The organism is Rhodopirellula sp. MGV (assembly GCF_002251265.1).
GTDB lineage: Bacteria > Planctomycetota > Planctomycetia > Pirellulales > Pirellulaceae > Stieleria > Stieleria baltica_A.
The window spans coordinates 78405-99740 of the sequence record NZ_NPDI01000068.1 but is presented as its reverse complement, the minus strand read 5'-3'; the positions used below and the strand labels follow the sequence as shown (position 1 = coordinate 99740).

Here is a 21336-nt window from a genome sequence, read left to right as displayed (position 1 = left end):
CCAACGCGACTTGGATACAAAGCGAGCTCGCGACTTCGAAGGCAAGCTGGAGGTCCATTATTCTTCGCCCAGTTGTTCGGCGGCTTCTTTGACGGCACGGATGTCGTCTTCGGAGATCGATTCGGATTTCAGCAGGCTCAGGACCATCGAGCGAGTCGATCCGCCAAAGAAGCGATCGGCAAGTGATTTGATCATCCGTTGCTGCACTTGGTCACGAGTGACTTTTGCAGAATAAGTGTATGCTCGACCGATCTTTTCACCGCGACTGACGATGTCTTTTTCTTCCAAGATCTTCATCGTGGTCATCACCGTGGTGTAGGCAAGATCACGTTTGATCGCATCCACGACATCGTTGACGGTGACGCTTTCTTTTTCCCATACGACGTCCATGACTTCGGCTTCGCATTTGGTCAATTCGATCGTCTTCTGATTTGAAGGTGGCATGGGAAGAAGCTATGGGCTGGTGAATGACAGTGAGGGGGAAATCGTATGAGACGCTAGCGAGGGTAGAGCTGAGCCGAGCGTTGGTATTCGATCAGGTCGATGTTCTCGGAAACCAATGAAACGTGACCGTCGCCCCACAGGAAGTTCGCGCCGCCGGGGTGCCGGCTGGAGAAATCTGATTCATCGGCCAAGGGATGATTGATGCCTTGCAGTGCCGAGCCGACCAAGCGAGCCGCGGCGTCTTCGCCCGCCAAGCTGACACCCAGCCAAGTCGAAGGGACCTGCGCCATCGTGCGTTCACCCACGATCACCGTGTGGGAAAGGCCCCGCAAGAAATCACGGAACCGTACGACTCGGTTTTCCAAAAACGTTCCGTCGCCGATCGGGGCGGGGATTTCGTCGTCGGATTCCAATGTTCCAAAGACGCCAACGTAGTTCGCCGTGGGAAGACGCATGATCGCTTCACTTTGAACGGACGGCATGAACGGTTGCCCGGTGTAGCGTCCTTCCTTGCCTTCGTCATCCTCTTCATCACCTTCGTAAAGCGTGAACATCGGGTCGACGATATCCGAAGGGCAGAGCATCAGGGGCAACGATGTGTTCCGGGCTTCTGTAAGTTGCGGAGCACCCAGCGGGGTTTTCAAATCGATCTGGGAGGCGACAGCAGCTTGTTCGATGTACGGCAGTAGCGGCACCGTCCACCCATAAGCGGACGAGGCAGTGGGATCGAATTGCCAGCCGGCGGGCAAGCTGCGGCGGACTTCGTGGTGGTGGTGCAGTGCGATGCCCAGTTCACGGAGGTGGCTGGCACACTGCGTATACCGGGCTGACTCACGCGCGGCCCCCAACGCGGGCAGCAAAATTGCTAGCAAAATACCGATGATGGCGAATGACACCAGCAGTTCGAGAACCGTCAGTCCGTGACGGGAGGGGCGGTGAGCGGTTACCACGCGAGGCATCTTAGGGGCATCATGATTGCCGAGTGAGTGCGACTTCCTTTTCGTTTCAAAGTCGCAATATACGAAGCGTCTAGTTTTTCGCCAACGTCATTCTGATCAGGTTTTGCCGAGGCGGGAAACCAGAGTTGATTTATGTACTAGCGATTTAGTAATTAGAGGTCTCTTGTGCCCCTCTTTGCATGAATCGATGTATGACGTTGCTGAACCGGTCCTCTCGCGCTCTGTTTGCGTTGCTGTTGCTGCTCTCGCTGGAGCGCGCTTACGCGGACGAGTTTGTCGACGCTCGTTTTGACGTGCTCGATGATGTACCGACGTGGGTACACAATCCAACCGCGGATCCGTCGATCAAGTTAATCACCGCTTCACTCGCATGGGACGACGAGCAACATGATGCGATGTTGGGTGAACTTGGGATTTCGAGCGAGCCATTGCCGGAAGCGAATCCGATTCCGCTGGCGAACGAGCCGTATGATCCGAGTTGGATGAGTCCGCCTTTCCGTCGCCGAAAAGCACGCCTTGCGCGAGAGCTATCACAAGGCCAGCCGAGTTTGTGGAAAGAGATCCAGCTCGACCATTTGAACTACTACGACTTGGAAACGATCAAGTTACTCGGGACAGGAATGTTGATCGGTGCGGCGATCGCCAATACCAGCTTGGATGCCCAGGTCGAACGCCATTTCCAAGCGAGTGTGCGTGGCGCGACCAGCGACGAGTGGTTCGAGTATTTGCACTCCAGCAAAGAGCTTGGTAATGGACGCTATTCATTACCGATCTTTGCCGCGGCATGGGCAGCCGGCGAAGTGTTCGATGATTCCCCGATGATGCAAACGACAGGGACCTGGGGGAAACGAACGATCCGATCGTTTTTAGTTGGAGCCCCGCCGTTGATTTTGGCTCAGCATTTGACGGGCGGCTCACGTCCGCACGAAATCAATCATGCGTCACGCTGGCGACCGATGCACGACAACAACGGTGTCAGCGGGCATGCGTTTATGTCGGCGCTGCCGTTTATCAACGCCGCCAAGATGACGGATCGCCCACTACTCAAAACGATGTTTTATGCCGGTTCCTTGCTAGGTCCGATTTCGCGAGTTAACGACCAAGCCCACTACCCATCGCAAGTAGCGTTGGGTTGGTGGATGGCGTATGTCGCTTCCTCGGCGATCGAGCGGACCGATTTGGCGGGCCGCAACTTCGCGGTCTATCCCTATGTTGCTGAAACCGGCGCGATGGGCGGAATGCTGGAGTGGAATTACTAAAGCAATCCGGTTCCGATCCACTACGCGAACGCTTTGCGAAGCATCTCAAGGCTTTTCGGAATCGCGGTTTCGTGAGCTTCCTTGCCTTCGAATTCCAACGAGATGTAACCGGTGTAGTCGACATCGCGAAGGATCTTGGCAACACGATCGTAATCGATGTCGAGCGTGTACCAGGTGCCGCCGCCGAAGTACGTTTTGGCTTGAACGAAGACGGCTTTGGGGGCCATCATCTTGTACTGTTCGTATTGGTTTTCCAGGAAGTTGCCGGTGTCCATGGTCGCTTGCAACCAAGGCGAATCGATCTCGTCGATGATGCGGACAACAGCGTCAGCGTTTCTGCCGATGCCCCAGTGGTTTTCGAGGCCCAAGGTCACGCCGCACTTTTCAGCAGTGGGCAAACACTTTTCCAGACTGTCGATCACCCAGCCAAAAGCGTCTTCGTCGGTGTAGCCGTCTAAACGCGGCTCGATGCCTTTGTTGGCCATCAACGTGTCGAAGTCTTTGCTGGTTCCCCAGCGTCCGGTGTTGACGCGGATCGTCGGGATGCCCATCGCATAGGCCATCTCGATGCAATCAATGGTGTGTTGAATGTTTTCTTGACGCTCTGCTTCGTCGGGAAAGACAAAGCTTTGGTGGGTTGAGAAGCCACACAGGTCCATGCCATGAATAAAGGCACGCTGTTTGATTTTTTGTAGTGCACCAGGGGAGGTGTCTTCCATTTGCACGTGCAAAATTTCGACGCCATCAAAACCGGCTTCGGCGGCCAAGTCGATGCATTCACCGATGGTCAGCTTGCTGTCGTCACGATAGCGCCAGTACGAATACGTCGACACGGCGATCCGGTTGGGACGCTTGCTGGTCGCGGGAGCGTCTTCGGCCCAACTTCGCTGGGTGGTTGCGGCGGATAGCGTTGCGGCGCCGGCGGCTGCCATCAGGTCACGTCGATTGAGCTTCATCGTGTTCTCACAGGAAGTGGGCTGGACTACATCGGAGGTGGCGAAGGCGACGCCTGCGGCGCTGGCAAGCCGAGTGGGCTAGGAGCCATGTCGCCAAACGAGTCGCGCCGCAACCGCCAAATCTTCCGGGCGGTTCAGGATACACGCCACACCGAGCTCTGCGATCACGGCAATTTCGTTGGTCGACCAAAAACGTTTTTGACGATCGATTGCCACGAACTGCATCACATCATGATGACTGACCGCGATTTGTGCGATCGCGAGCGTGATTGTGGAGCAATTTGTCGCGTCAACTTCCCAGAGTACGAAACAATCCTCCACCGCAGTCATCGTCGAGGCGACAGCTGAGCGGACCCGGGCCGGATCGATCGCTTCGACACGCACCGCCATACGGAATTGGTCTGTCGGTTCGTCCGCGGCCGCATGGGCGAACGGCCCCACGAATCGCCGCGCGGCATCCAGCCAACGACGGTGCGATGCGGCGACATAAAACGGGACTGGCTGTCGCGTGACGGGAGCTGAGAAGCCGCGGATCAAGGTTGCTCGTCCTCGTATGTCTCGAGTTTTCGCAACAACCGGGCTCGCGAGATGTTCATCCGCCTGGCGGCTTCGGCGCGATTGCCGTCGGACGAATCGAGTGTCGACAAAATCAGCTTTCGTTCGAACTCCGCGACGGTTTGGTCGAGATCGAAAGGCAGCGACTCGGTCGCCAATGCGGTGGGGCGATAAGATCGGATCGCGAGCGGCAGGTCTTCTAAGTCGATCGCGGGTTGTTTTGCGGCGCGGATCGCATGGCGAACGGTTTGGTCGAGTTCGTGAAAATTGTTCGGCCAAGGGTACAGCACCATCGCATCCAAGGCAGCACTGGTGAACCGATCGGCCGTGCCTTCGCCGGCGGCGCGGCGGCGATTCAGCATCGCGCTGGCGATCGGAGGCAGGTCTTGCAGGCGTGCGGCTAGCGAAACCAAGCGGATACGAAGACCACAAAACCGTTCGGCGAGTTCGCTGGTGATCGATTCGTTCGCTTTCTCTTGCTCGGCGTTATCGATTGCTTCCAAGTCATCTTGGTCGCCTTTGCCATTCGTCGTTGCACAGGAAGCCAAGCCGATTAAACGCAGACGTTCGCCATGTTCGTCGAGGTGTTCGAGCAATCGTTGTTGGGCTTCGGGGACGGTCGCGTCGATGTCTTTCACAATCACACTGGCGTCTTTCTCATCAGCCAAGTGATGTAGGATGGGCCATAAGCTGGCATCAAGCAACTCGCGGTCCATCAACGACCCATCAATCACGACAACCGGTTCGTCCGCAGCGGAGCGATGGTGGATGTCGCGGGCGATGGCTTCGTCCAAGCATCCCGGCGGTGATTCGATCAGGACGTCACTGCGCAAGCGGCCGGCAAGTTTGATTTGACGTTGCAATCGTCGAGCGTATTTGGAATCGCCCAGCAACGACATCGACGCCAAGTTGCTTTGGTGCTGGCGCCAAGTATCCAGGCGTTGACGAAGTTGTCTGGCAAAGTCGATGTCGGTATCGACCGCGGTGTCGTTGAACGAACCGGTGATCGCAAACACAAAGGCTTCGTGTGCGTCGCCTGATTTGACGAAGCGCGTTTGCATCGCTTTGAATTGGCGTGCACGTTTACCAGACATTGATGGTTGGACGAGCAGCGAAGCGGTGCCGCGGGTGGATATTCCGGGCGGTGGTGCTAGCGAAGCCGCAAGATAATCGAGCGGGTCGTCGGTGACCGAGACGCCAGCAACGCAAAGTCTGCCGACTAGCATTTCGGGTTCGATCGACAACCATTCGCCGACGCTGGCCGAAAGGTACGCGAGCTTTCCGTCCGGTCCGATGACCCAGAGTGGGGCGGACGTTTTATCGAGAAGACGGCTGAGTGGCCGAATGCTGGTGCTCGTCGCCATGAAAGCCAACTCGATGCTTCACGCGAGCCGACCAGCCGAGTGTGTTCGGCCGGTGGCGTCTTGATGAGAGTGGATCGTCGTCGGCCGATGTGACCAACGACGCAATCAACCGCTGCCTAGAACACGTCTAGGATGAAGTGGTGTCCGCTGTGGTAGCGGCGGCTGCTGGGGTAATAGTTGTGCCACTTTTTGTTGTATACCGGAATCCGCATTTCTGGCGGATAGCGGTAGTACATACTGTCGGCGCTCTTGTAGTACTCTTGGCCCCAGAAGTTCTGGGGATAGTACACGTATGGGTAGTGGTAGAAGCGATTCCAGTCTTGAGTGCTAGTGCTCCCGCCCCAAGCTTGGCCATAGGCCCGCTGGTCGGCAGACGCTTGATCGGCCAGCATCAACGCCGATGCTGCCAGAACGGCGACGATGATCAATTGACGAAGCATTGCTGCTTTCCCCCTAGGTCAGCCTCATTCAGCTCTAGCGTCATCCTGACGCAGGCCATCGGTGGGCTTGGTTGATGGTTGTTTCCAAAGTGTCCGCTGCAAGGTGACACGCCGTCGATGTACGGGCATCGCGGTCCCCCCGCCACGGGTCAGCGAATCGCGAACCTTCGAACGTATCGGCAGTTTTGGCTGGAAGGGTTGAGCCGATCGTAGCGCGAATTCCGGGAGAATCGACATCCGCCTTCTCAGCCCACCTGTTTTCCACCTATGATTAAAGAACTCGCTCGGTCCGGCGCCCGTTGCCCGACCGTCAGCTTTAGCCAATCAGGAAAAATCCAGGCCGGTTTCGCACAAAACACCCGGAAAACCGCACTCGGATCACCCTGGCTCCCGGAAAACATTGATGAATAGGCAAAACAACCGAACTTTGACGATGATGGTCGCGTTGTTCGCGGTCGTCGCCGGATCACTTCTCCAGGGCCCCGTCGCGTCGGCGTGTCCGTTTTGTGAGTCGGTCCAGCAAACCATCCGCCAGCAATCCGAAACCATGGACGCTGTCGTCATCGCGTCTTGCTTGGATGGCGAGTCGACTCGGAACCTGACCACCGGCGTGGTCAAAATGAAAGTCGAAAAGGTTCTCAAAGGCGGTCAGGTCGTCAAAGCTGGCCAAACGGTCGACGCCATCTACTTTGGAAAAGTCGAAGTCGGTCGCCGATTCCTGCTCTCCGGGGTCGACCCACCAAACCTACAGTGGTCCTGTTTGCCGGTTAACGAACGCAGCGAACAGTACATCGTCAAGGCGACCGAAGTCGAAGACGATCCTGTTGCACGATTGCTTTTCTTTCGCTCGTACCTCGAAGACGAAGATCCGTTAATTTCGCGTGATGCGTACGACGAATTCGCTTCGGCACCCTATGACGTGATCTCCAAGATCGGTCCGCAAATGGACCATGACCGCTTGATCGAATGGATCCAGCAGCCCGAAATGGGCGTCGATCGCAAACGCTTGTACTTCACCATGCTGGGCGTTTGCGGCGGCAAACAAGATCTCCCGATGCTGGAGGACATGTTGAAGAACCCCTCCAAAAGCATCTCCAATGGGCTCGACGCGCTAATCGCCTGCTACCTGACCCTCGCCGGTGAACAAGGGCTGCCGTTGGTCGAAGAGCTTTACATTGCTAACAAGAAAGCACAATTCTCGCACACCTACGCGGCGATTATGGCGCTGCGTTTCCATGGCACCGAAGGCACTGTGATCCCGCGCAGTGCGTTGGCCGAATCGATGCACAAGGTTCTGGAGCGTGAACAGCTGGCCGACATGGTGATTCCTGACCTCGCCAAATGGCAGGATTGGAGCCAGATCGATCGGCTGTCGAAGCTTTTCAAAGAGGTCGATCCGAAAGACAACTGGCTGCGTGTACCAGTCATTAACTACATGCGTGCTTGCCCGTTGCCCAAAGCCGAAGCGGCGCTCAAGGAATTCGAGGAAATCGACCCCGAAGCCGTTCGCCGTGCCAAGGCGTTCTTTCCTGCCCCCGTCCCCGTTCGTCCCAAAGCGAACGAGGATTCGACCTCCAGCATCCAGCCTGTCGTTCCTAACGCGGGGGGGCAACGCGAAAACATTGAATTGAAAGCTGGCCTTCGCTACGCAGCCCTCGCACCGGCAAAATCCCCAGTGGTGGGTGTGATCGCCGAGAAAAATGATCTGGCGAACGCGTCGAACCCTTGGGAGTTTGCTTGCGTACTGACGGTTTCATTAGCAAGCTTGGTGCTCGCACTCTTTTTGGTCCTCACCGGTGGATCGGTTGGCGATTCGCAACCGGAAAGCCAAACGGCCCTTTAAGAGATCGACGTCGATAAACACGTCACTTCTTACCGTCTTCTTTGCGACTGATGCAAACGATGGCCACCACTGAATTTCAAATGTCGACGTCCGCTGATGCAGCGGACTTTCCCTATCGTGCCCTCAGCCGAAGTGCAATCGCGTCCACGCTCCTGTTTGCGGTGGGACTGATTGGGTTGATGCCCCCGTTTGAAATGGTCTTGGTGCTGACCCTGGTTGGCGTCTTGTTCGGGATCTTTTCGATCCGCTCGATCAACCGTTACCCGGACGAATTCAGTGGTAAAGCACTCGCCAAGTTCGCTCTGGTAGCCAACCTGGTCGTGCTCGTCACAGGCGTTTCGATGCACACGTACACTTACCTGACCGAGGTCCCGCCGGGCCACGTGCGGGTGCCGTTTTCGCAATTGAAGTTTGACGCCGACCCGGATCGTCCGACCGAAGTGGCGTATGACCTTGATGGCAAAGACGTCTTTATTAAGGGCTACATCCACCCATCGAGCGGTGGGGGAATGTTGCGTCAGTTCGTGATGGTCGGTGACTTGGGCACATGCTGCTTTGGCGGTCAGCCGAAGAGCAGCGAGATGATCGAGGTGACCTTGACCGGCGGCGAGACTGTGAAAGGCGGGATGACGCGGCGGAAGCTGGCCGGAAAGTTCATCCTCAACAAGGTTCCCCAGTCCAAAACCGATTTTAACAACTCCGTCTTTTATCGGATAAAGGGTACCTCAGTGAACTGAGCCCTCTGTCGGATTCGGCAATCGGTGTAGGGGTTCAGTCACGCAAGGGCTATGATAAATATCCTTGCCCACCTTCGATCCTCCCACCGAATGCGACCACGATGACTCAGCGGCTTGCCACATTCTTGTTTACCGCAGCGGTAGTGCTGATGCCGGTTTCGGTGTTCGCACAAGCCACTGACGAGGACAAGCCAACCGTTCCGCTTCGTCAAAGCAGCGAAGCCCAGTTGGCGAAAGGCGAAATCAATTTCGATGACTTGAAGTTCGATATCGAAAAAGACGCCGCGTTTAAAGATTCAATGTGGACTGATCGGCTGAAGCGTCTGAACAAAAAAGACGTCAAGCTCCGCGGCTACATCCTTCCACAAAGTGTTTTTCAGCAAGAAGGCATCAAGCAGTTCGTGCTCGTGCGTGATAACCGCGAGTGTTGCTTCGGCCCCGGCGCGGCGCTCTACGATTGCGTGTGGGTCAAAATGACGGAAGGCCAATCGGCCGACTTCTCAACACGTCCGGTCACCGTCGAAGGCAAGTTCTATCTGGACGACGAATCCTTCAAATACCCTGGCGGTAAAGGCCCACCGAACGCCCCCAACGCAACCCACATGGCCGTCTTCCGAATCGAAGGCGTGAAGGTCAAATAGGCTTGATCGCCGAACCGCCGTTACCACAAAATTAACGGCGTGATCCGTTCGGCACCTTCGGCCAGGAGCAACCAGGTGCCTTGAGGCATCGTCGCTTCAAATCGTTCCCGCATTTCGTTGACTTCGCCTGGCCAGCAATACACATACACCACATCGGCAGGCACATGGCATTCATGGTAGCTGCCGTTGATCACGGTGGCGTTTAGCGAATGCTCATTGAGTAGTTCGGATGATCGAGCGGCAAGTTCGCTGTTCAGTTCGATACCGGTCGCTTTTAGTCCCAGCGAGGCGGCCATGCCAATTCCGATCCCAATCCCGCTTCCCCATTCGCAGTATTTTCGACCGCGGATAGTGGTCAGGTAACTGTAAAGCACATAGGGATTGCTGGGGATGTAGTCGAAACAGTCGATGCGTTTGCCGACATCGCCGGCCTGTTCGATCCATTGGACTACGGCTTGCGGAACGGGGCCGTCTTGAGGATCGATGGAGATTGGTCGCAGTTTCATTGGGTGATCCGCTCGCTGGCTTTTGCGGTGACGAACGTGGTTGTTGCGCCGATCGCTGCGAGGTAGGTCCAAGCGACCATCGCTTCACCGGATTCGTTTTTAATCACAAAGCTTAGCAGCGTTAGCACGACGAGGCCCGCCGCGGCCCCAATCAAGACCGATCGTTGATGAATGCCGGGGCTGAACAGGCCCAAGGCAAACACGCCGAGCAGTAGGCCTGCTGCGAAGCCGGCGATTTTTAGCGCGCTGGTTACAACGGTTTGGTCCCAGTGACTGGCCCAGACCGCGATTACCATTTGCAAAACGCCAAACGCGATCGTCATCGCTTGGGTTGTTCGCAATTGCATGCGGTCACTGGGAGTAGGGCGATTGGATTGCTTAAGAAACGGCAAGTAAAAATCGTTCAGCAGGGCGGATGCCGATGCACTCAGCGAACTGGACAGCGTGCTCATCGCGGCGGCTAAGATCGCGGCGAGCATCAATCCGATCAGGCCGACGTTTTGTGGGAATAGGTTGACGATGAAGAACGCGAACACTTGATCGGCGGCATCGGGGGGCACTGTGGTCGAGTTTGCAAAGAAGCAGGCCAGTGAAACGCCGATCCACAAGAACAGCGTGAATTGCAGCATCACGACAAATGCGCTGAGCAGCACCGCGCGGCCTGCATCGCGTTCACTACGGGCACTCAGGTAACGTTGCACCATGATTTGATCGGTGCCGTGTGTCCCGATCGTCAGCACCGCGCCGCCGAAGAGTCCGCCCCAGAAGTTCAGCGGTTTACTCAAGTCCCAGCTGAAATCGAAAACAGTCAGCCGGCCAGTCTCGTGGGCAAAGCCCCAGATTGCTTCGTATCCGCCCGGGACGAGTCTGGCGAGCACGATCACCGCCGCGATACCGCCGATCATGTAGATCACGAACTGGACACAGTCATTCCAGATGACCGAACGCAGGCCGCCGATTGCGGTGTAGGCCATCGTGACAAGTCCCATCACGACGACACACTGCGGCATCGACCAGCCGAGCAATGTTTGCAAGACAATAGCGGCAAGGTAAAGACGCAGCCCATCGCCCAGGTTGCGAGTGATCAGGAACAGCAACGACGTGGCCATTTGAGTGGCTTTGCCGAGTCGTTCTTCGAGCGTTTGATAGGCTGTAAAGATTGGCCGTGTATCGGGCTCCTGCGGCGCCTTTGATGTCGTGGTCTGGCTCCCGCGGAAGTAAATCGGTAGCAGGAATTTCACTACCACGATCCGGCCGAGGATCAAGCCCATTGTGAATTGCAGCCAGCGAAATCCGGTGCCGGCGTAAGCATCGCCTGGCAAGCTGAGCACCGTAGCGGTGCTGGTTTCGGTGGCAACGATCGACCCCAAAATCGCCCACCAGGGCAGGTTGCGCCCGCCGACGAGAAACGCTTCGGAGTCCCGGTTGCTACGTCCGGAGAACACGCCAATGGCGATTGCACCAAACAGCACGGCGATCAAGACGATTAGGTCGAGTGTTCCCAACTCCGACAACATGGGCAATTCGCGCGTGGTGGTTTCGTCTGAGTTCAGGGCCCGGCGTTTAGAACTCGAAATGCCATGGAATCATAATCATCGCGATCGCATAGATGATCAGAGACAGCGGCAGTCCAAAGCGAAGGTAGTCCGAGACACGGTAACCGCCGACGGTGTAAACCATCAAATTGGTTTGGTATCCAAAGGGGGTCAGGAAGCTGGCGGATGCGGCAATCATCACCGCCATCGCAAATGGCAGTTCGCTGACTTGCAAGTTGTTCGCCGCTCCGAGGGCGACACTGAGCATGATGAGTGCCGCCGCGGTGTTGGTGATCAATTCCGTGCACAACATGGTCATGAAGTACACCAGTGCCAGCGTTGCGTATCGGTTGCCTTGGGCGAGTTCGATGACACCTCGGGCGATCGCTTCGGCGGCACCGCTTTTTTCAAGTGCGGAACCGATACCAAGCGTGGCGCCGATGACAATCAAGATCCGCCAGTCGATCGCGCGACGTGCTTCGTTGGCGGTGCAGCAGCGAAAGACAAGCATGGCAAGTGCGGCAACGAGTGCTGCGGTTAAGATCGATACATAAGTCGACGCGGCGACCAGTACCATTGCCAGGATGATATAGATTGCATGCCAGGCGCGGTCATGTCGGCGGACCGCGTTGCTGCCGACGGCGCTGACGAGAAAGAAATCACGCAGTTCTTTGGCGCGGTGGATAAACGACTGTGATGCCTCAAGCAGCAACACGTCGCCGATTTCCAAGCGGACGTCACCGATCTTGCCTTCCAGGCGGCGGTCGCCCCGCGCGACCGCGACAACGGCCGCGTTGTAGTTACTGCGGAAGCGGCCTTCACGGATGGTTTTTCCGAGCAACGAGCAACGCGAACTAACCACCGCCTCGACCAGGGTTCGTCGCCACGCCGGGATTTCCAGTTTGCGACCTTGATCGTCCGGGGTCAGCAGGCCTCGAATTTTGCGAAGGTCAACAACGGAGCCCAACGCACCGACCAAGATCAACGCGTCGTCACCTCGCAAACGCTCGTTCGGTTTCGCGGCGACGACATCATCACCCCGTTGAATCTCGGCAATGTAAAGCCCGGGCAGGCTACGCAGGCCCGCTTCTTCAATTGTTTTTCCGACCAGCGGGCCAGTCGAATCGACCAGCATTTCGACGGTGTACTTTTTGGGGTCGTCGCTCGCGCTAACGGCAGGACGCCGATTCGGAATCAGACGGTGCGCGAACAGCATCATGTAAACCAGTCCCGCAATCGCTGCCGGGATTCCCACGACAGCGGGTGCAAAGAAGCCGATCGTTTTGTCAGTCTGTGACTCGAACGCTTCACGCACAATCAGGTTGGTGCTGGTTCCCATGACGGTGCACATGCCACCGAGGATCGCGGCGTATGACAGCGGCAACAACAACCGGCTGGAGCTTTCACGGATCCGTTTGCAAGTGTCGTCGACGATCGGGATCAATGCCGCGACCACAGGCGTGTTGTTGAGAAACCCGCTCAATACAATCACGGGGGCCAGGATACGGAATTGGGCCCCGCGGAGTGATTTCGAGCGATCGAGATACCAGCCGGTAGCGAGCTTTGTGGCCCCCGTCATTTCCAGGCCCGCGACGACAGAAAACAGCAACGCGATCGTGATCAAGGCCTGGCTGCCAAACCCGGCCACCGCTTGGGAGGGTGTCGGCAGGTCTGGCGTGCCGGTCACGTCCTGCGCGACCACAAGGACCGCTAGGAATGCCAACGCCAAGATATCTGCCGGGGCAACGCGAAATGCCAAGCTGATCAACAATCCGAGCGCAACCAACAGCGATAAAACGGCGGGCCAATCCATCCAAATGCGGCAGTAAAGGGGCGAATGATTGATGACCGACGCCATGGCGCCGGTGTCTTTTTTGGCAAACGATAGTCCGTGTGAGTGGTTTCAGGCAGCCGACCTCTCGTTTTTTCGACTTATTTGCCTATAAACCATCGCCACGTATCTGAATTGGACAATCCCACTACAATTGGATTGAAACGAAGCGTTCCGCTTCGATCCGACCACGATGATTGCTTTTGGTCATGACGAGTAGCGAAAAAACATCACCGATTGACGAGTTGCGAGCTCAGTACGAGGAGCTCGCCGAGCTTTCCGGCTCACTCGCGCACGAGATCAAAAACCCTTTGTCGGTGATTCACATGAACATCGACCTGCTCAGCGAAGACTTGGCCGATTGGCACTCGCCAGAAAGCCGCCGACCGCTTGAGCGTGCGAAGATTATTCGTGAGCAGTGTGTGCGAATGCAAGGCTTACTCCGCGACTTTATGCGTTATGCGCGGTTGCGAGACATCGACTTGGTTTCCGGTTCCTTGAATGACCAGTTGGAAACCGTGCTCAACGCCTACAGTGCCGAAGCGTCACAGCGCGGGATCGAAATCGTTCGCTTCTTGGACAATGACCTGCCGTCGATCGCACTGCACAGCGATTCGTTGCAGGCGGCTCTGATGAACTTGGTCAAGAACTCGCTGGAAGCCACCGACCGCGGCGGACAGTTGTTGGTGCGAACCTACACCACCAATTCAGGTGTCGCCATGGACTTGATCGATACCGGCCGCGGCATCGACGGGAACACGATCATGCACATGTTCGAGCCGTTCTATACCACCAAGGAAGGCGGCAGCGGGTTGGGGTTGCCGACGGCTCGCAAAATCGTCGAGGCCCACTCCGGTAGAATGAGCGTCGAAAGCGACGTCGGTCGTGGTACCAAGTTCACATTGGAGTTTCCCGCGCTGCGCCGGATCATTTAGTCGATTCCGTCACCATTTAGGAAATAGGTCATGCATTCTCGATCACGAATTGTTGCTGGCTTGATCACGCTGGGATGCGGACTGATTTCGATCCAAACGACAGCGGCTCAGGCACCGGTTACCGAAGTAGCGGTGGCGCCAGCGCTAGCGGCGAATGACCAAGTCGACGATCCATCACAAGCCGACACGACTGCAGGGGCTACCGCAGAGGCTGCTGGCAAAGTCCAGTTGGTTGCCCATACGGCATTGATTGAGAACCGGCGGTTGGCACTTCCTTTGTCGGGAATCGTTGCCGAAGTCAATGTCCATGTCGGTCAAACGGTTGCAAAGGGCGACAAGCTGTTGCGGCTCGATGATGAGGCGGCACAGTTGCAATTGGCGATGGTTGAAACGGAGCTGGACGCAGCGCGTCTGGCCAGTAACCGAGATCCGCAACTCCAGTTGGCGTCCCACGAATACGAAGTGCGCAAGCTCACTCAACACAAAGGCGAACTTGCCAACCAAGTCTACGATGGCGTCGTCAGTGAAACGGATTTGCGCAAGTTGCAACTGGAAACGGATCGGGCCCAATTGGTGATCGAGGGCGAAAAGCAACAACGTGCCCTCGCTGGAACCGTGGCCCAGAAAGCCCAGACGAAATTGATGATCGTGAAGTCAAACCTCGATCGTCATGTTTTACGATCGGCTGTTGCCGGTCAGGTTGTCGAAGTAACCACTCGTCCTGGCGAATGGGCAGCCGCCGGTCAAACGCTGGTTCGAGTCGTTTCACTCAATCGGTTACGAGTCATCTGCCACGCTAGCCCAGCGATGATACCCGGCGATCTGCAAGGCCATGCGGTTCGATTCATTCCAGAATCAGAGGCCGGCGGAAACGTCAGCTTGACTGGCAAGGTCACATTCGTTTCGCCCGAGATTAATCCGGCGAACGCAAATGTTGTCTTCTGGGCTGATGTCGATAATCCAGACGGCAAAGTCCGGGCCGGTGCCGCCGGCGTTTTGGAATTGCAATAATCGTTTTCCTCAAACCAGCTGCAAACCATTGTCTTTTTGGTCAGTCATCTTTGCCGGTGTTCGTCACAATTGGCGAACGACCTTATCAGTCGCTCTTGGCGTCGCGATTGCCACGTCGGTGATCGTCGGCGCGCTGCTAGTGGGCGATTCGATGCGCGGCAGCTTGCGAGAGCTTACGGTTGAACGATTGGGGAAAATCGATTCCGTGATCGCTCCGGGCGGCTTTTTCGCAACCGAATCGATCGCCAAGCGTGTTGGTCAGACTCCTGAAACGATCGCTGCCGTGTTGTTGTTTGATCAAGCGGTGATTGAAGCGAACAGCGATGACAAGCTTCGTCGGTCGGGTTCGATTCAAGTGGTCGGCTGTGACGATGCATTCTGGAATCTCGACACGTCGGGCGTTGCACCGAAGGCGACTTTGGATGACAGCTCGGTGGTGATCACCGAATCGCTAGCGACGGAATTGGGGGTGAATGTCGGTGACCAAGTCACGGTGCGTCTGCCGGTCGAGCAAGCGGTTCCTGCGGACAGCCCGCTGGGTCGCAAGGACGTCCAAACCGAAGGCATCCCGCGATTGAAAGTTGCCGAGATTTTGCCCGACAAGGGCTTGGCCCGTTTTTCACTGACCGCGTCTCAAGCGGCGCCAAAGAACGTGTTTTTATCACGGGAGCTGATCGCATCAGTGCTTGATCGCGACGGTCAAGCCAACGTGTTGTTGAGCTCGGCCGAGATCGTTGCCGATCGAGTTCAGCCGACGTTAGAAGACCTGGGGCTAAAGCTGCAGCACGTCACCGAAACATTCGACGGTGAAACTGTCTTCGATTACTACAACGTGACGAGCGATCGGTTGCTAATTAGTGATGCCGCGGTTGATGCGATCACCGATGCGTTGCCCGCCGATCAAGTCACACCGGTGCTGACCTACTTGGCGAATGAAATCCGAAAAGCGGATGCCGGGCCGGACGCGATCGGCGTAACTTACAGCACGATCACGGCGGCCGATTCGTCGCGTCAATTGCCGCTCGATTATGGCGACTCGTTTGATCTCAGCGATGTCGCCGGTGTCGAGATGCCGATTGTCGTCAACTCGTGGTTGGCAGATCGATTGCAGTTGAAAGCCGGGGACCGTTTGGCGATCGATTATTACGAGCCCGAAACGCAAGGCGGCAAAGAAGTCGAGCGGCAGTTTTTTGCCAAGGTCGCCGGTATCGTTCCGTTGACCGAGCCCAAGCAGCCTTATCGCCGTCGCCGCGATGCGGTCTATGAAACACGTCCGACGCGATACAACGATCCTGACCTGACGCCAACGGTGCCGGGCGTTACCGACCAGGACTCGATGAGTGACTGGGACACGCCGTTCGAGCTAACCCGTGAGGTTCCCGACGAAGACGACCAGTACTGGAAAAACCACCGTCTGACGCCCAAGGCGTTTTTGCCACTGCAGGCAGGCCGACAGTTGTTTTCGAGTCGCTTCGGTCACACGACGGGGTTGTTGATTGATCCTTCGGTTGCGGCAAGCGAAACCGAGCTTCGTGATCAATTGTTAAAAGCCACCGCAACGGTGTTGCCAGCACTCGGTTGGCAACCGCGCGCGATTCGAGGCATGCAATTGGCGGCCTCGAAAGGAACGACACCGTTTGACGGATTGTTTCTGTCGCTCAGCATGTTTGTGATCTTTTCGGCTGTGATGTTGATCGCGATGTTGTTCCGGCTTGGCTTGGTGACTCGAAGCGGTGAGCTTGGCACCTTGATCGCGGTTGGGCTGCGGCCGAAACAGGTCAACCGTTTGTATGTCGGCGAAGGATTGTTGGTGTCGATCATCGGCGTCGTGATCGGTATCGCTGGCGGTGTCGGGTATGCCTTTGGCGTGCTCGCGGCCTTGCGAAGTTTTTGGGTTGGTGCGGTGACGGTGCCGTTTTTGACGTTCCACGCGTCAGCGCTCAGTCTGTTCGTCGGTGCGATCGGTGGGTTGGTCTGTGGTGTGGGGGCGTTGTGGATGACGACGCGTTCGATGTTGAAGAACGATGCCGTGACGCTTCTGAAAGGGCAGGGCGAACTAGACGAAATCGACCCGCAAAGCCATTTGCGTTGGCCAAATCTCGTTTCAATCGGATTGGTGGTGGTTGCGTTGGCGGCCGGCGGGTTTGGTGCCGTCAGTGGCGGCCAAGCTGCGGCGGGCGGCTTTGTTGGTGGCGGGATGATGTTGTTGATCGCGATTTTGGTGTTCGTCTACGGGCGTTTCCGTGGCGGCATCAAACAATCGGTGACGACCCATGGTTACAACCTCGGCGTTTTGGCCCGACGCAATTCGATTCGCGCACCACTGCGAAGCACGTTAACGATCGGCTTGATCGCGACCGCATCGTTCTTGATTGTCGCCATCAACGCGTTCCGATTGTCGCCCAGTGACGAAGGAACCGGTGGGTTTGATCTGTTGGCCGAAACGGCACAGCCGCTTTACCAAGACCTTTCGGATGCATCGGTGCAGTCTGGGCTGTTAGGGCCGGATGCAAAATTGCTTCGTGATGCGACAGTGATCCCCTTTCGAGTTCGTCGCGGACAGGATGCCAGTTGCAACAACCTTTACCGCGCTAGCGAGCCGACCGTGTATGGGGTCCCAGTGAAGTCGACGGTGTCGCTCGATCGGTTTCGGTTTTATGCGTCGGCGGCTTCGGGAGATGAATCGCCTTGGGAGCAGATCGATGTGATCGCGGCTGGTACCGAAGAGGATCCGGTTCCATTGATTTTGGACCAGAACACCGCGATGTGGAGTCTGCAGATGATGGGCGGTGTCGGCGAGGTGAAGTCGTTTACCTATGACACCAAGACGATCTATTTCAAAGTGGTTGGGTTACTTGAGAACTCGTTGCTGCAAGGCCGGTTAATGGTCAGCGAAGCCAACTTTGAAACGCTGTTTCCGTCGATCAGTGGGTATCGGTTCTTTTTGATTGATGCGCAGGGCAAGGATTCGTCCGGTGATCAAGCCGCACTGCTCACACAAGCGTTGGAGTCTCGGCTTGGCGATGTCGGATTTGATGTTTCGAACTCGGCTGATGTGCTCGCTGGCATGATGGCTGTTCAGAACACGTACTTGCGAACGTTCCAAAGTCTGGGCGGATTAGGTCTGTTGCTGGGAACGGTCGGGTTGGCGGTTGCGCAAGTTCGAAACCTCCTGCAACGTCGGCGTGAGTTGGCGGTGATGCGGGCGATCGGATTCACGCGGCGGCGACTGGCGACGATGGTGGTTGGCGAAACGGCAAGCCTGTTGGCAATGGGGATCGGTTGCGGTGTGCTGTGTGCGGTGCTCGCGGTGTTGCCTTATGCATGGTCGCAGGGTATCACGCCGCCGGTGCTAGAACCGATTTTGATCGTCGCCGGGATCTTTGTCTTCGGCTTGTTTGCCGGATTGGTGGCCGCGATCCAGGTGGCACGAATGCGTTTGCTTGATTCGTTGAGGGGATCGTGAAGCAGTTGGTCATCACGCCCGAATTGCGGGCTCAGTTTGCTCAACCGGCCTATCAACTGGCACTTGATGAAGCGTCGTTGGTCGCTGCGGAAGCTGGCGAGATCGGGCCTACGTTTCGCACGTGGGAATTGCAACGCCCCGCTGTGGTGCTGGGGCGATCGTCGAAGATCGATTCCGAAACCGATCGCGAGTACTGTCGCGAGCAGGGGGTGGGGATCTTTCGGCGTTGCAGCGGCGGTGCCTCCATCGTGGCCGGCCCCGGCTGCATGATGTACAGCGTGGTGTTGTCGCTGGAAGACTTTCCCGAAGCGGCGAAGATTGACCATGCGCACCAGATCGTGATGTCGCGCGTGCTCGCGGCGGTGCAACGCCAGCTTCCCAGTGCTACCCAGCAGGGGATTTGCGATCTGACATTCGAAGATCGTAAGTTTTCGGGAAACGCACTACGCGTCTGCCGGCGTCATTTGCTGTACCACGGCACCGTTTTGTACGCGGCAGATCTGGCGATGTTGCAGCGGTGCTTGGCGTTCGCACCACGGCAACCGGATTATCGCGAGGGGCGTGATCATGGGCAATTTGTGACCAATGTGCCGCTTGATCCGCAGGTGCTGGCTATTGATCTGGCGACGGGATTTGCTGTGGAGGGCAAGATTTCAGCAACGAATCTGCTGGCGACGGTCGAGTCCTTGGTGCAGGATCGCTATGGCCAGGCCAAGTGGCACTCGCGACATTGACCGCGCGATCGCGAAGACCTTGAACGGCAAGGCAAGGTGTACTCGGGTACCAGGGGGGACTAGGTCGGCCGTTTGGGATGCTGATCGTAGGGGGATGTGGCGACAAAATCTGGTGCCGTCGCGGTAACTTTGTGAAATAGTTTGCGGTTACCTAAGTAAACTGCTGGCGAAAGGTCGCTGTTTTCTAGAAACAGCGTGATTTTGCGAAACAAAATGGGTACCGGGCGGTTTTAAACTGTTAGCGCCCTCATCGATCTCCCCGCAGACAAACGCCCTCCCTTCCGCACCCACCGGTGGACATTCCATGCCTAGATCCTTGCGTTCGGACCGACCTACAAAGTTACCGGAACGCCGTGGAGGCGCCGCAGGTGCCTTGGTCGCCTTCCTTGTCATCGTTTTCATCATTGGCGCGATCGGCTATGCGATGTTTTCCGACCGCAGTAGCGGCGTCAAAGTCGGTAGCCTGATTACCCAGCCGGTGACCCGTGGGCCGTTCGATCACATCGTGTTGGAACAGGGTGAGATCGAAAGCAGCAGTAACATCGAGGTGACCTGCAAAGTTAAATCGCAAAGCGGTGGCGGTAGCGGCGGTGTGTCGATCCTATGGGTCGTCGAAGAAGGCACGCGAGTCAAAGAGGGTGACAAGCTAGTCGAGCTGGATTCGTCAGCACTCGAACAGAAACTGAACGAAGACAAGATCGGCGTGATCACTGCCGAAGCGAACGTGACGTCTGCGAAGGCGTTAGTCGAACAATCGAAAATCGCTCGCCAAGAGTATCTCGACGGTGTTTACATGACCGAAGAGAGCGCACTGAGAAGCGAAATCCTGATTGCCGAGCAAGACTTGGTTAAGGCACAGAAGGCACTTGAGAGTAGCCAGCGATTGGCGGCGAAAGGGTTGATCAAATCGCTGCAATTGGAGGCGGACCGCTTTGCCGTTGCCAACGCTCGTAACCAACTCGAATCAGCTCAGGGACGATTGAAGGTTCTGCAAAACCTGACCAAGAAAAAAATGCTGGTTCAGTTCGATAGCGATATCGAAGCCGCGCAGGCTCAGTTGTCAGCCTACGAAAGCGAGTTGCTTGAGGAAAAAACACAGCTCGCTGATACTGAGCAGCAGATCAAAAACTGCCTGATCACGGCCCCTGCTTCAGGCGTTGTGGTTCATGCCAACCGCTACAGCAGCCGTGGGGGCAGTGCTGAATTCGTCGTCGAAGCCGGTGCGACGGTTCGCGAGCGTCAGGAACTGATTTACCTGCCTGACCCTTCGAAAATGCAAGTCAAATGCAATATTAACGAGTCGCGTATCACGTTGATCACCGAAGGAATGGCGACCAAGATTTCTGTTGACGCGATCCCGGGGTTAAGCCTGAAAGGACGCGTTTCCAAAGTAAACCGTTATGCCGAACCGAGTAGCTTCTTCAGCTCCTCAATCAAAGAGTACGCGGTCACTATCGACATCATCGATCCCCCAGAATCGATTCGTACCGGGATGACCGCTGAAGTGCAGATTTTTGTCGAACAACTCGACAATGCGGTCCAAATGCCGATTCAAGGCTTGTACGAGCACGGCGGAAAAATGTACGCCCTCGTTCAAGAGGGGCCACAGAAGTTCCGCACAGAAGAAGTCGCGATCGGCGCAACCAACGACACGATGGTCACCATCAAAGACGGGGTGAAAGAAGACGATACCGTCGTGTTGAACTTGCGTGATCATTTGGCTTTGATGGATCTGCCCGAAGTGATCGCCGAGGACAACAGCGATATGCGAGAGATCGCTAACGTCGATGAAGATCGACAACCGCCTCGCGGCGAACGTCCCGGTGCGGAACGTGGTGGGCCTCCCGGCGGATTCGACGGCCCGCCCGGTGGCGGTCCAGGTGGACCCGGCGGTTTTAATGGCGCACCAGGTGGTGCACCGCCGAATCCAGCGGCAATCGTTCAACGCATGATGGAACGCAACGATACCGATGGCGACGGTAGTATCTCGGCTGAAGAGATGAGCCAGATCAACGAGAATTTCCGCAGTCGCATCCAGTCAGCTGACACCGATGGAGACGGGGCTGTGTCCCGCGCCGAGCTGATGAAGATGATGAGCCAAGGTGCGGGAGGCTGATCGA

18 protein-coding genes are annotated in these 21336 nt (G+C 56.6%); 9 read left to right on the top strand and 9 right to left on the bottom strand.

The window, feature by feature from the left end; translation table 11 throughout:
* Positions 1–57 precede the first annotated feature (57 nt).
* Together CGZ80_RS23630 and CGZ80_RS23625 are read right to left on the bottom strand one after the other, a co-directional pair.
* The gene (locus CGZ80_RS23630) at positions 58–444 is read right to left on the bottom strand and encodes a BlaI/MecI/CopY family transcriptional regulator (RefSeq protein ID WP_094418142.1); all 387 of its coding nucleotides are present in this window, start codon (positions 442–444) and stop codon (positions 58–60) included.
* 53 nt (positions 445–497) lie between these two features.
* Entirely contained in the window at positions 498–1403 is a 906-nt protein-coding gene (locus tag CGZ80_RS23625; RefSeq protein ID WP_094418141.1) for a DUF1559 domain-containing protein, read from the bottom strand.
* A gap of 191 nt (positions 1404–1594) precedes the next feature.
* On the opposite strand from CGZ80_RS23625, the gene CGZ80_RS28845 reads away from it, so the two are divergent.
* Complete coding sequence (locus CGZ80_RS28845) at positions 1595–2662, top strand: phosphatase PAP2 family protein (RefSeq protein WP_233148622.1); 1068 nt, start codon at positions 1595–1597, stop codon at positions 2660–2662.
* Between the two features lie 20 nt (positions 2663–2682).
* Here CGZ80_RS28845 and CGZ80_RS23615 read toward each other — a convergent pair whose 3' ends face one another.
* The 4 genes from CGZ80_RS23615 to CGZ80_RS23600 all read right to left on the bottom strand — a co-directional run bounded on the left by CGZ80_RS23615 (position 2683) and on the right by CGZ80_RS23600 (position 5929).
* Positions 2683–3618, bottom strand: coding sequence for a sugar phosphate isomerase/epimerase family protein (locus CGZ80_RS23615; protein WP_094418140.1), 936 nt, complete (start codon positions 3616–3618; stop codon positions 2683–2685).
* A gap of 78 nt (positions 3619–3696) precedes the next feature.
* Complete coding sequence (locus tag CGZ80_RS23610; protein ID WP_143544119.1) at positions 3697–4155, bottom strand: hypothetical protein; 459 nt, start codon at positions 4153–4155, stop codon at positions 3697–3699.
* Complete coding sequence (locus CGZ80_RS23605; protein WP_094418138.1) at positions 4152–5537, bottom strand: helix-turn-helix domain-containing protein; 1386 nt, start codon at positions 5535–5537, stop codon at positions 4152–4154. The genes CGZ80_RS23610 and CGZ80_RS23605 overlap by 4 nt, the downstream gene beginning before the upstream one ends.
* A gap of 116 nt (positions 5538–5653) precedes the next feature.
* On the bottom strand, positions 5654–5929 hold the full coding sequence (locus tag CGZ80_RS23600) for a calmodulin-binding protein (protein ID WP_233148625.1): 276 nt from the start codon (positions 5927–5929) through the stop codon (positions 5654–5656).
* A 451-nt stretch (positions 5930–6380) separates the two neighbouring features.
* On the opposite strand from CGZ80_RS23600, the gene CGZ80_RS23595 reads away from it, so the two are divergent.
* From CGZ80_RS23595 to CGZ80_RS23585, 3 genes are all read left to right on the top strand, one after another.
* On the top strand, positions 6381–7820 hold the full coding sequence (locus CGZ80_RS23595) for a hypothetical protein (protein ID WP_233148621.1): 1440 nt from the start codon (positions 6381–6383) through the stop codon (positions 7818–7820).
* A 59-nt stretch (positions 7821–7879) separates the two neighbouring features.
* Positions 7880–8557, top strand: a complete 678-nt coding sequence (locus CGZ80_RS23590; RefSeq protein WP_094418151.1) for a hypothetical protein — start codon at positions 7880–7882, stop codon at positions 8555–8557.
* A gap of 101 nt (positions 8558–8658) precedes the next feature.
* Positions 8659–9198, top strand: coding sequence for a DUF3299 domain-containing protein (locus CGZ80_RS23585; protein WP_094418136.1), 540 nt, complete (start codon positions 8659–8661; stop codon positions 9196–9198).
* 20 nt (positions 9199–9218) lie between these two features.
* Here CGZ80_RS23585 and CGZ80_RS23580 read toward each other — a convergent pair whose 3' ends face one another.
* Genes CGZ80_RS23580 through CGZ80_RS23570 form a run of 3 tightly spaced genes read right to left on the bottom strand, consistent with a single transcriptional unit; the run spans position 9219 to position 13097 of the window.
* Positions 9219–9704 (bottom strand): hypothetical protein, encoded by a 486-nt coding sequence (locus tag CGZ80_RS23580; RefSeq protein WP_094418135.1) that lies wholly within the window; start codon positions 9702–9704, stop codon positions 9219–9221.
* On the bottom strand, positions 9701–11221 hold the full coding sequence (locus CGZ80_RS23575) for a sodium:solute symporter family transporter (RefSeq protein WP_094418134.1): 1521 nt from the start codon (positions 11219–11221) through the stop codon (positions 9701–9703). The genes CGZ80_RS23580 and CGZ80_RS23575 overlap by 4 nt, the downstream gene beginning before the upstream one ends.
* Before the next feature lie 46 nt (positions 11222–11267).
* Positions 11268–13097: an SLC13 family permease gene (locus CGZ80_RS23570; RefSeq protein WP_094418133.1), complete on the bottom strand. Its 1830-nt coding sequence runs from the start codon at positions 13095–13097 to the stop codon at positions 11268–11270.
* A 182-nt stretch (positions 13098–13279) separates the two neighbouring features.
* Here CGZ80_RS23570 and CGZ80_RS23565 point away from each other — a divergent pair, with 182 nt between their 5' ends.
* From CGZ80_RS23565 to CGZ80_RS23545, 5 genes are all read left to right on the top strand, one after another.
* On the top strand, positions 13280–14005 hold the full coding sequence (locus CGZ80_RS23565; RefSeq protein WP_094418132.1) for a two-component system sensor histidine kinase NtrB: 726 nt from the start codon (positions 13280–13282) through the stop codon (positions 14003–14005).
* 30 nt (positions 14006–14035) lie between these two features.
* On the top strand, positions 14036–15016 hold the full coding sequence (locus CGZ80_RS23560) for an efflux RND transporter periplasmic adaptor subunit (protein ID WP_094418131.1): 981 nt from the start codon (positions 14036–14038) through the stop codon (positions 15014–15016).
* A 28-nt stretch (positions 15017–15044) separates the two neighbouring features.
* Complete coding sequence (locus CGZ80_RS23555) at positions 15045–18482, top strand: FtsX-like permease family protein (protein WP_233148620.1); 3438 nt, start codon at positions 15045–15047, stop codon at positions 18480–18482.
* Positions 18479–19216, top strand: coding sequence for a biotin/lipoate A/B protein ligase family protein (locus CGZ80_RS23550; protein ID WP_094418130.1), 738 nt, complete (start codon positions 18479–18481; stop codon positions 19214–19216). Before CGZ80_RS23555 ends, CGZ80_RS23550 begins: the two co-directional genes overlap by 4 nt.
* A gap of 304 nt (positions 19217–19520) precedes the next feature.
* Positions 19521–21332: an efflux RND transporter periplasmic adaptor subunit gene (locus CGZ80_RS23545; RefSeq protein WP_094418129.1), complete on the top strand. Its 1812-nt coding sequence runs from the start codon at positions 19521–19523 to the stop codon at positions 21330–21332.
* Positions 21333–21336: the final 4 nt, after the last annotated feature.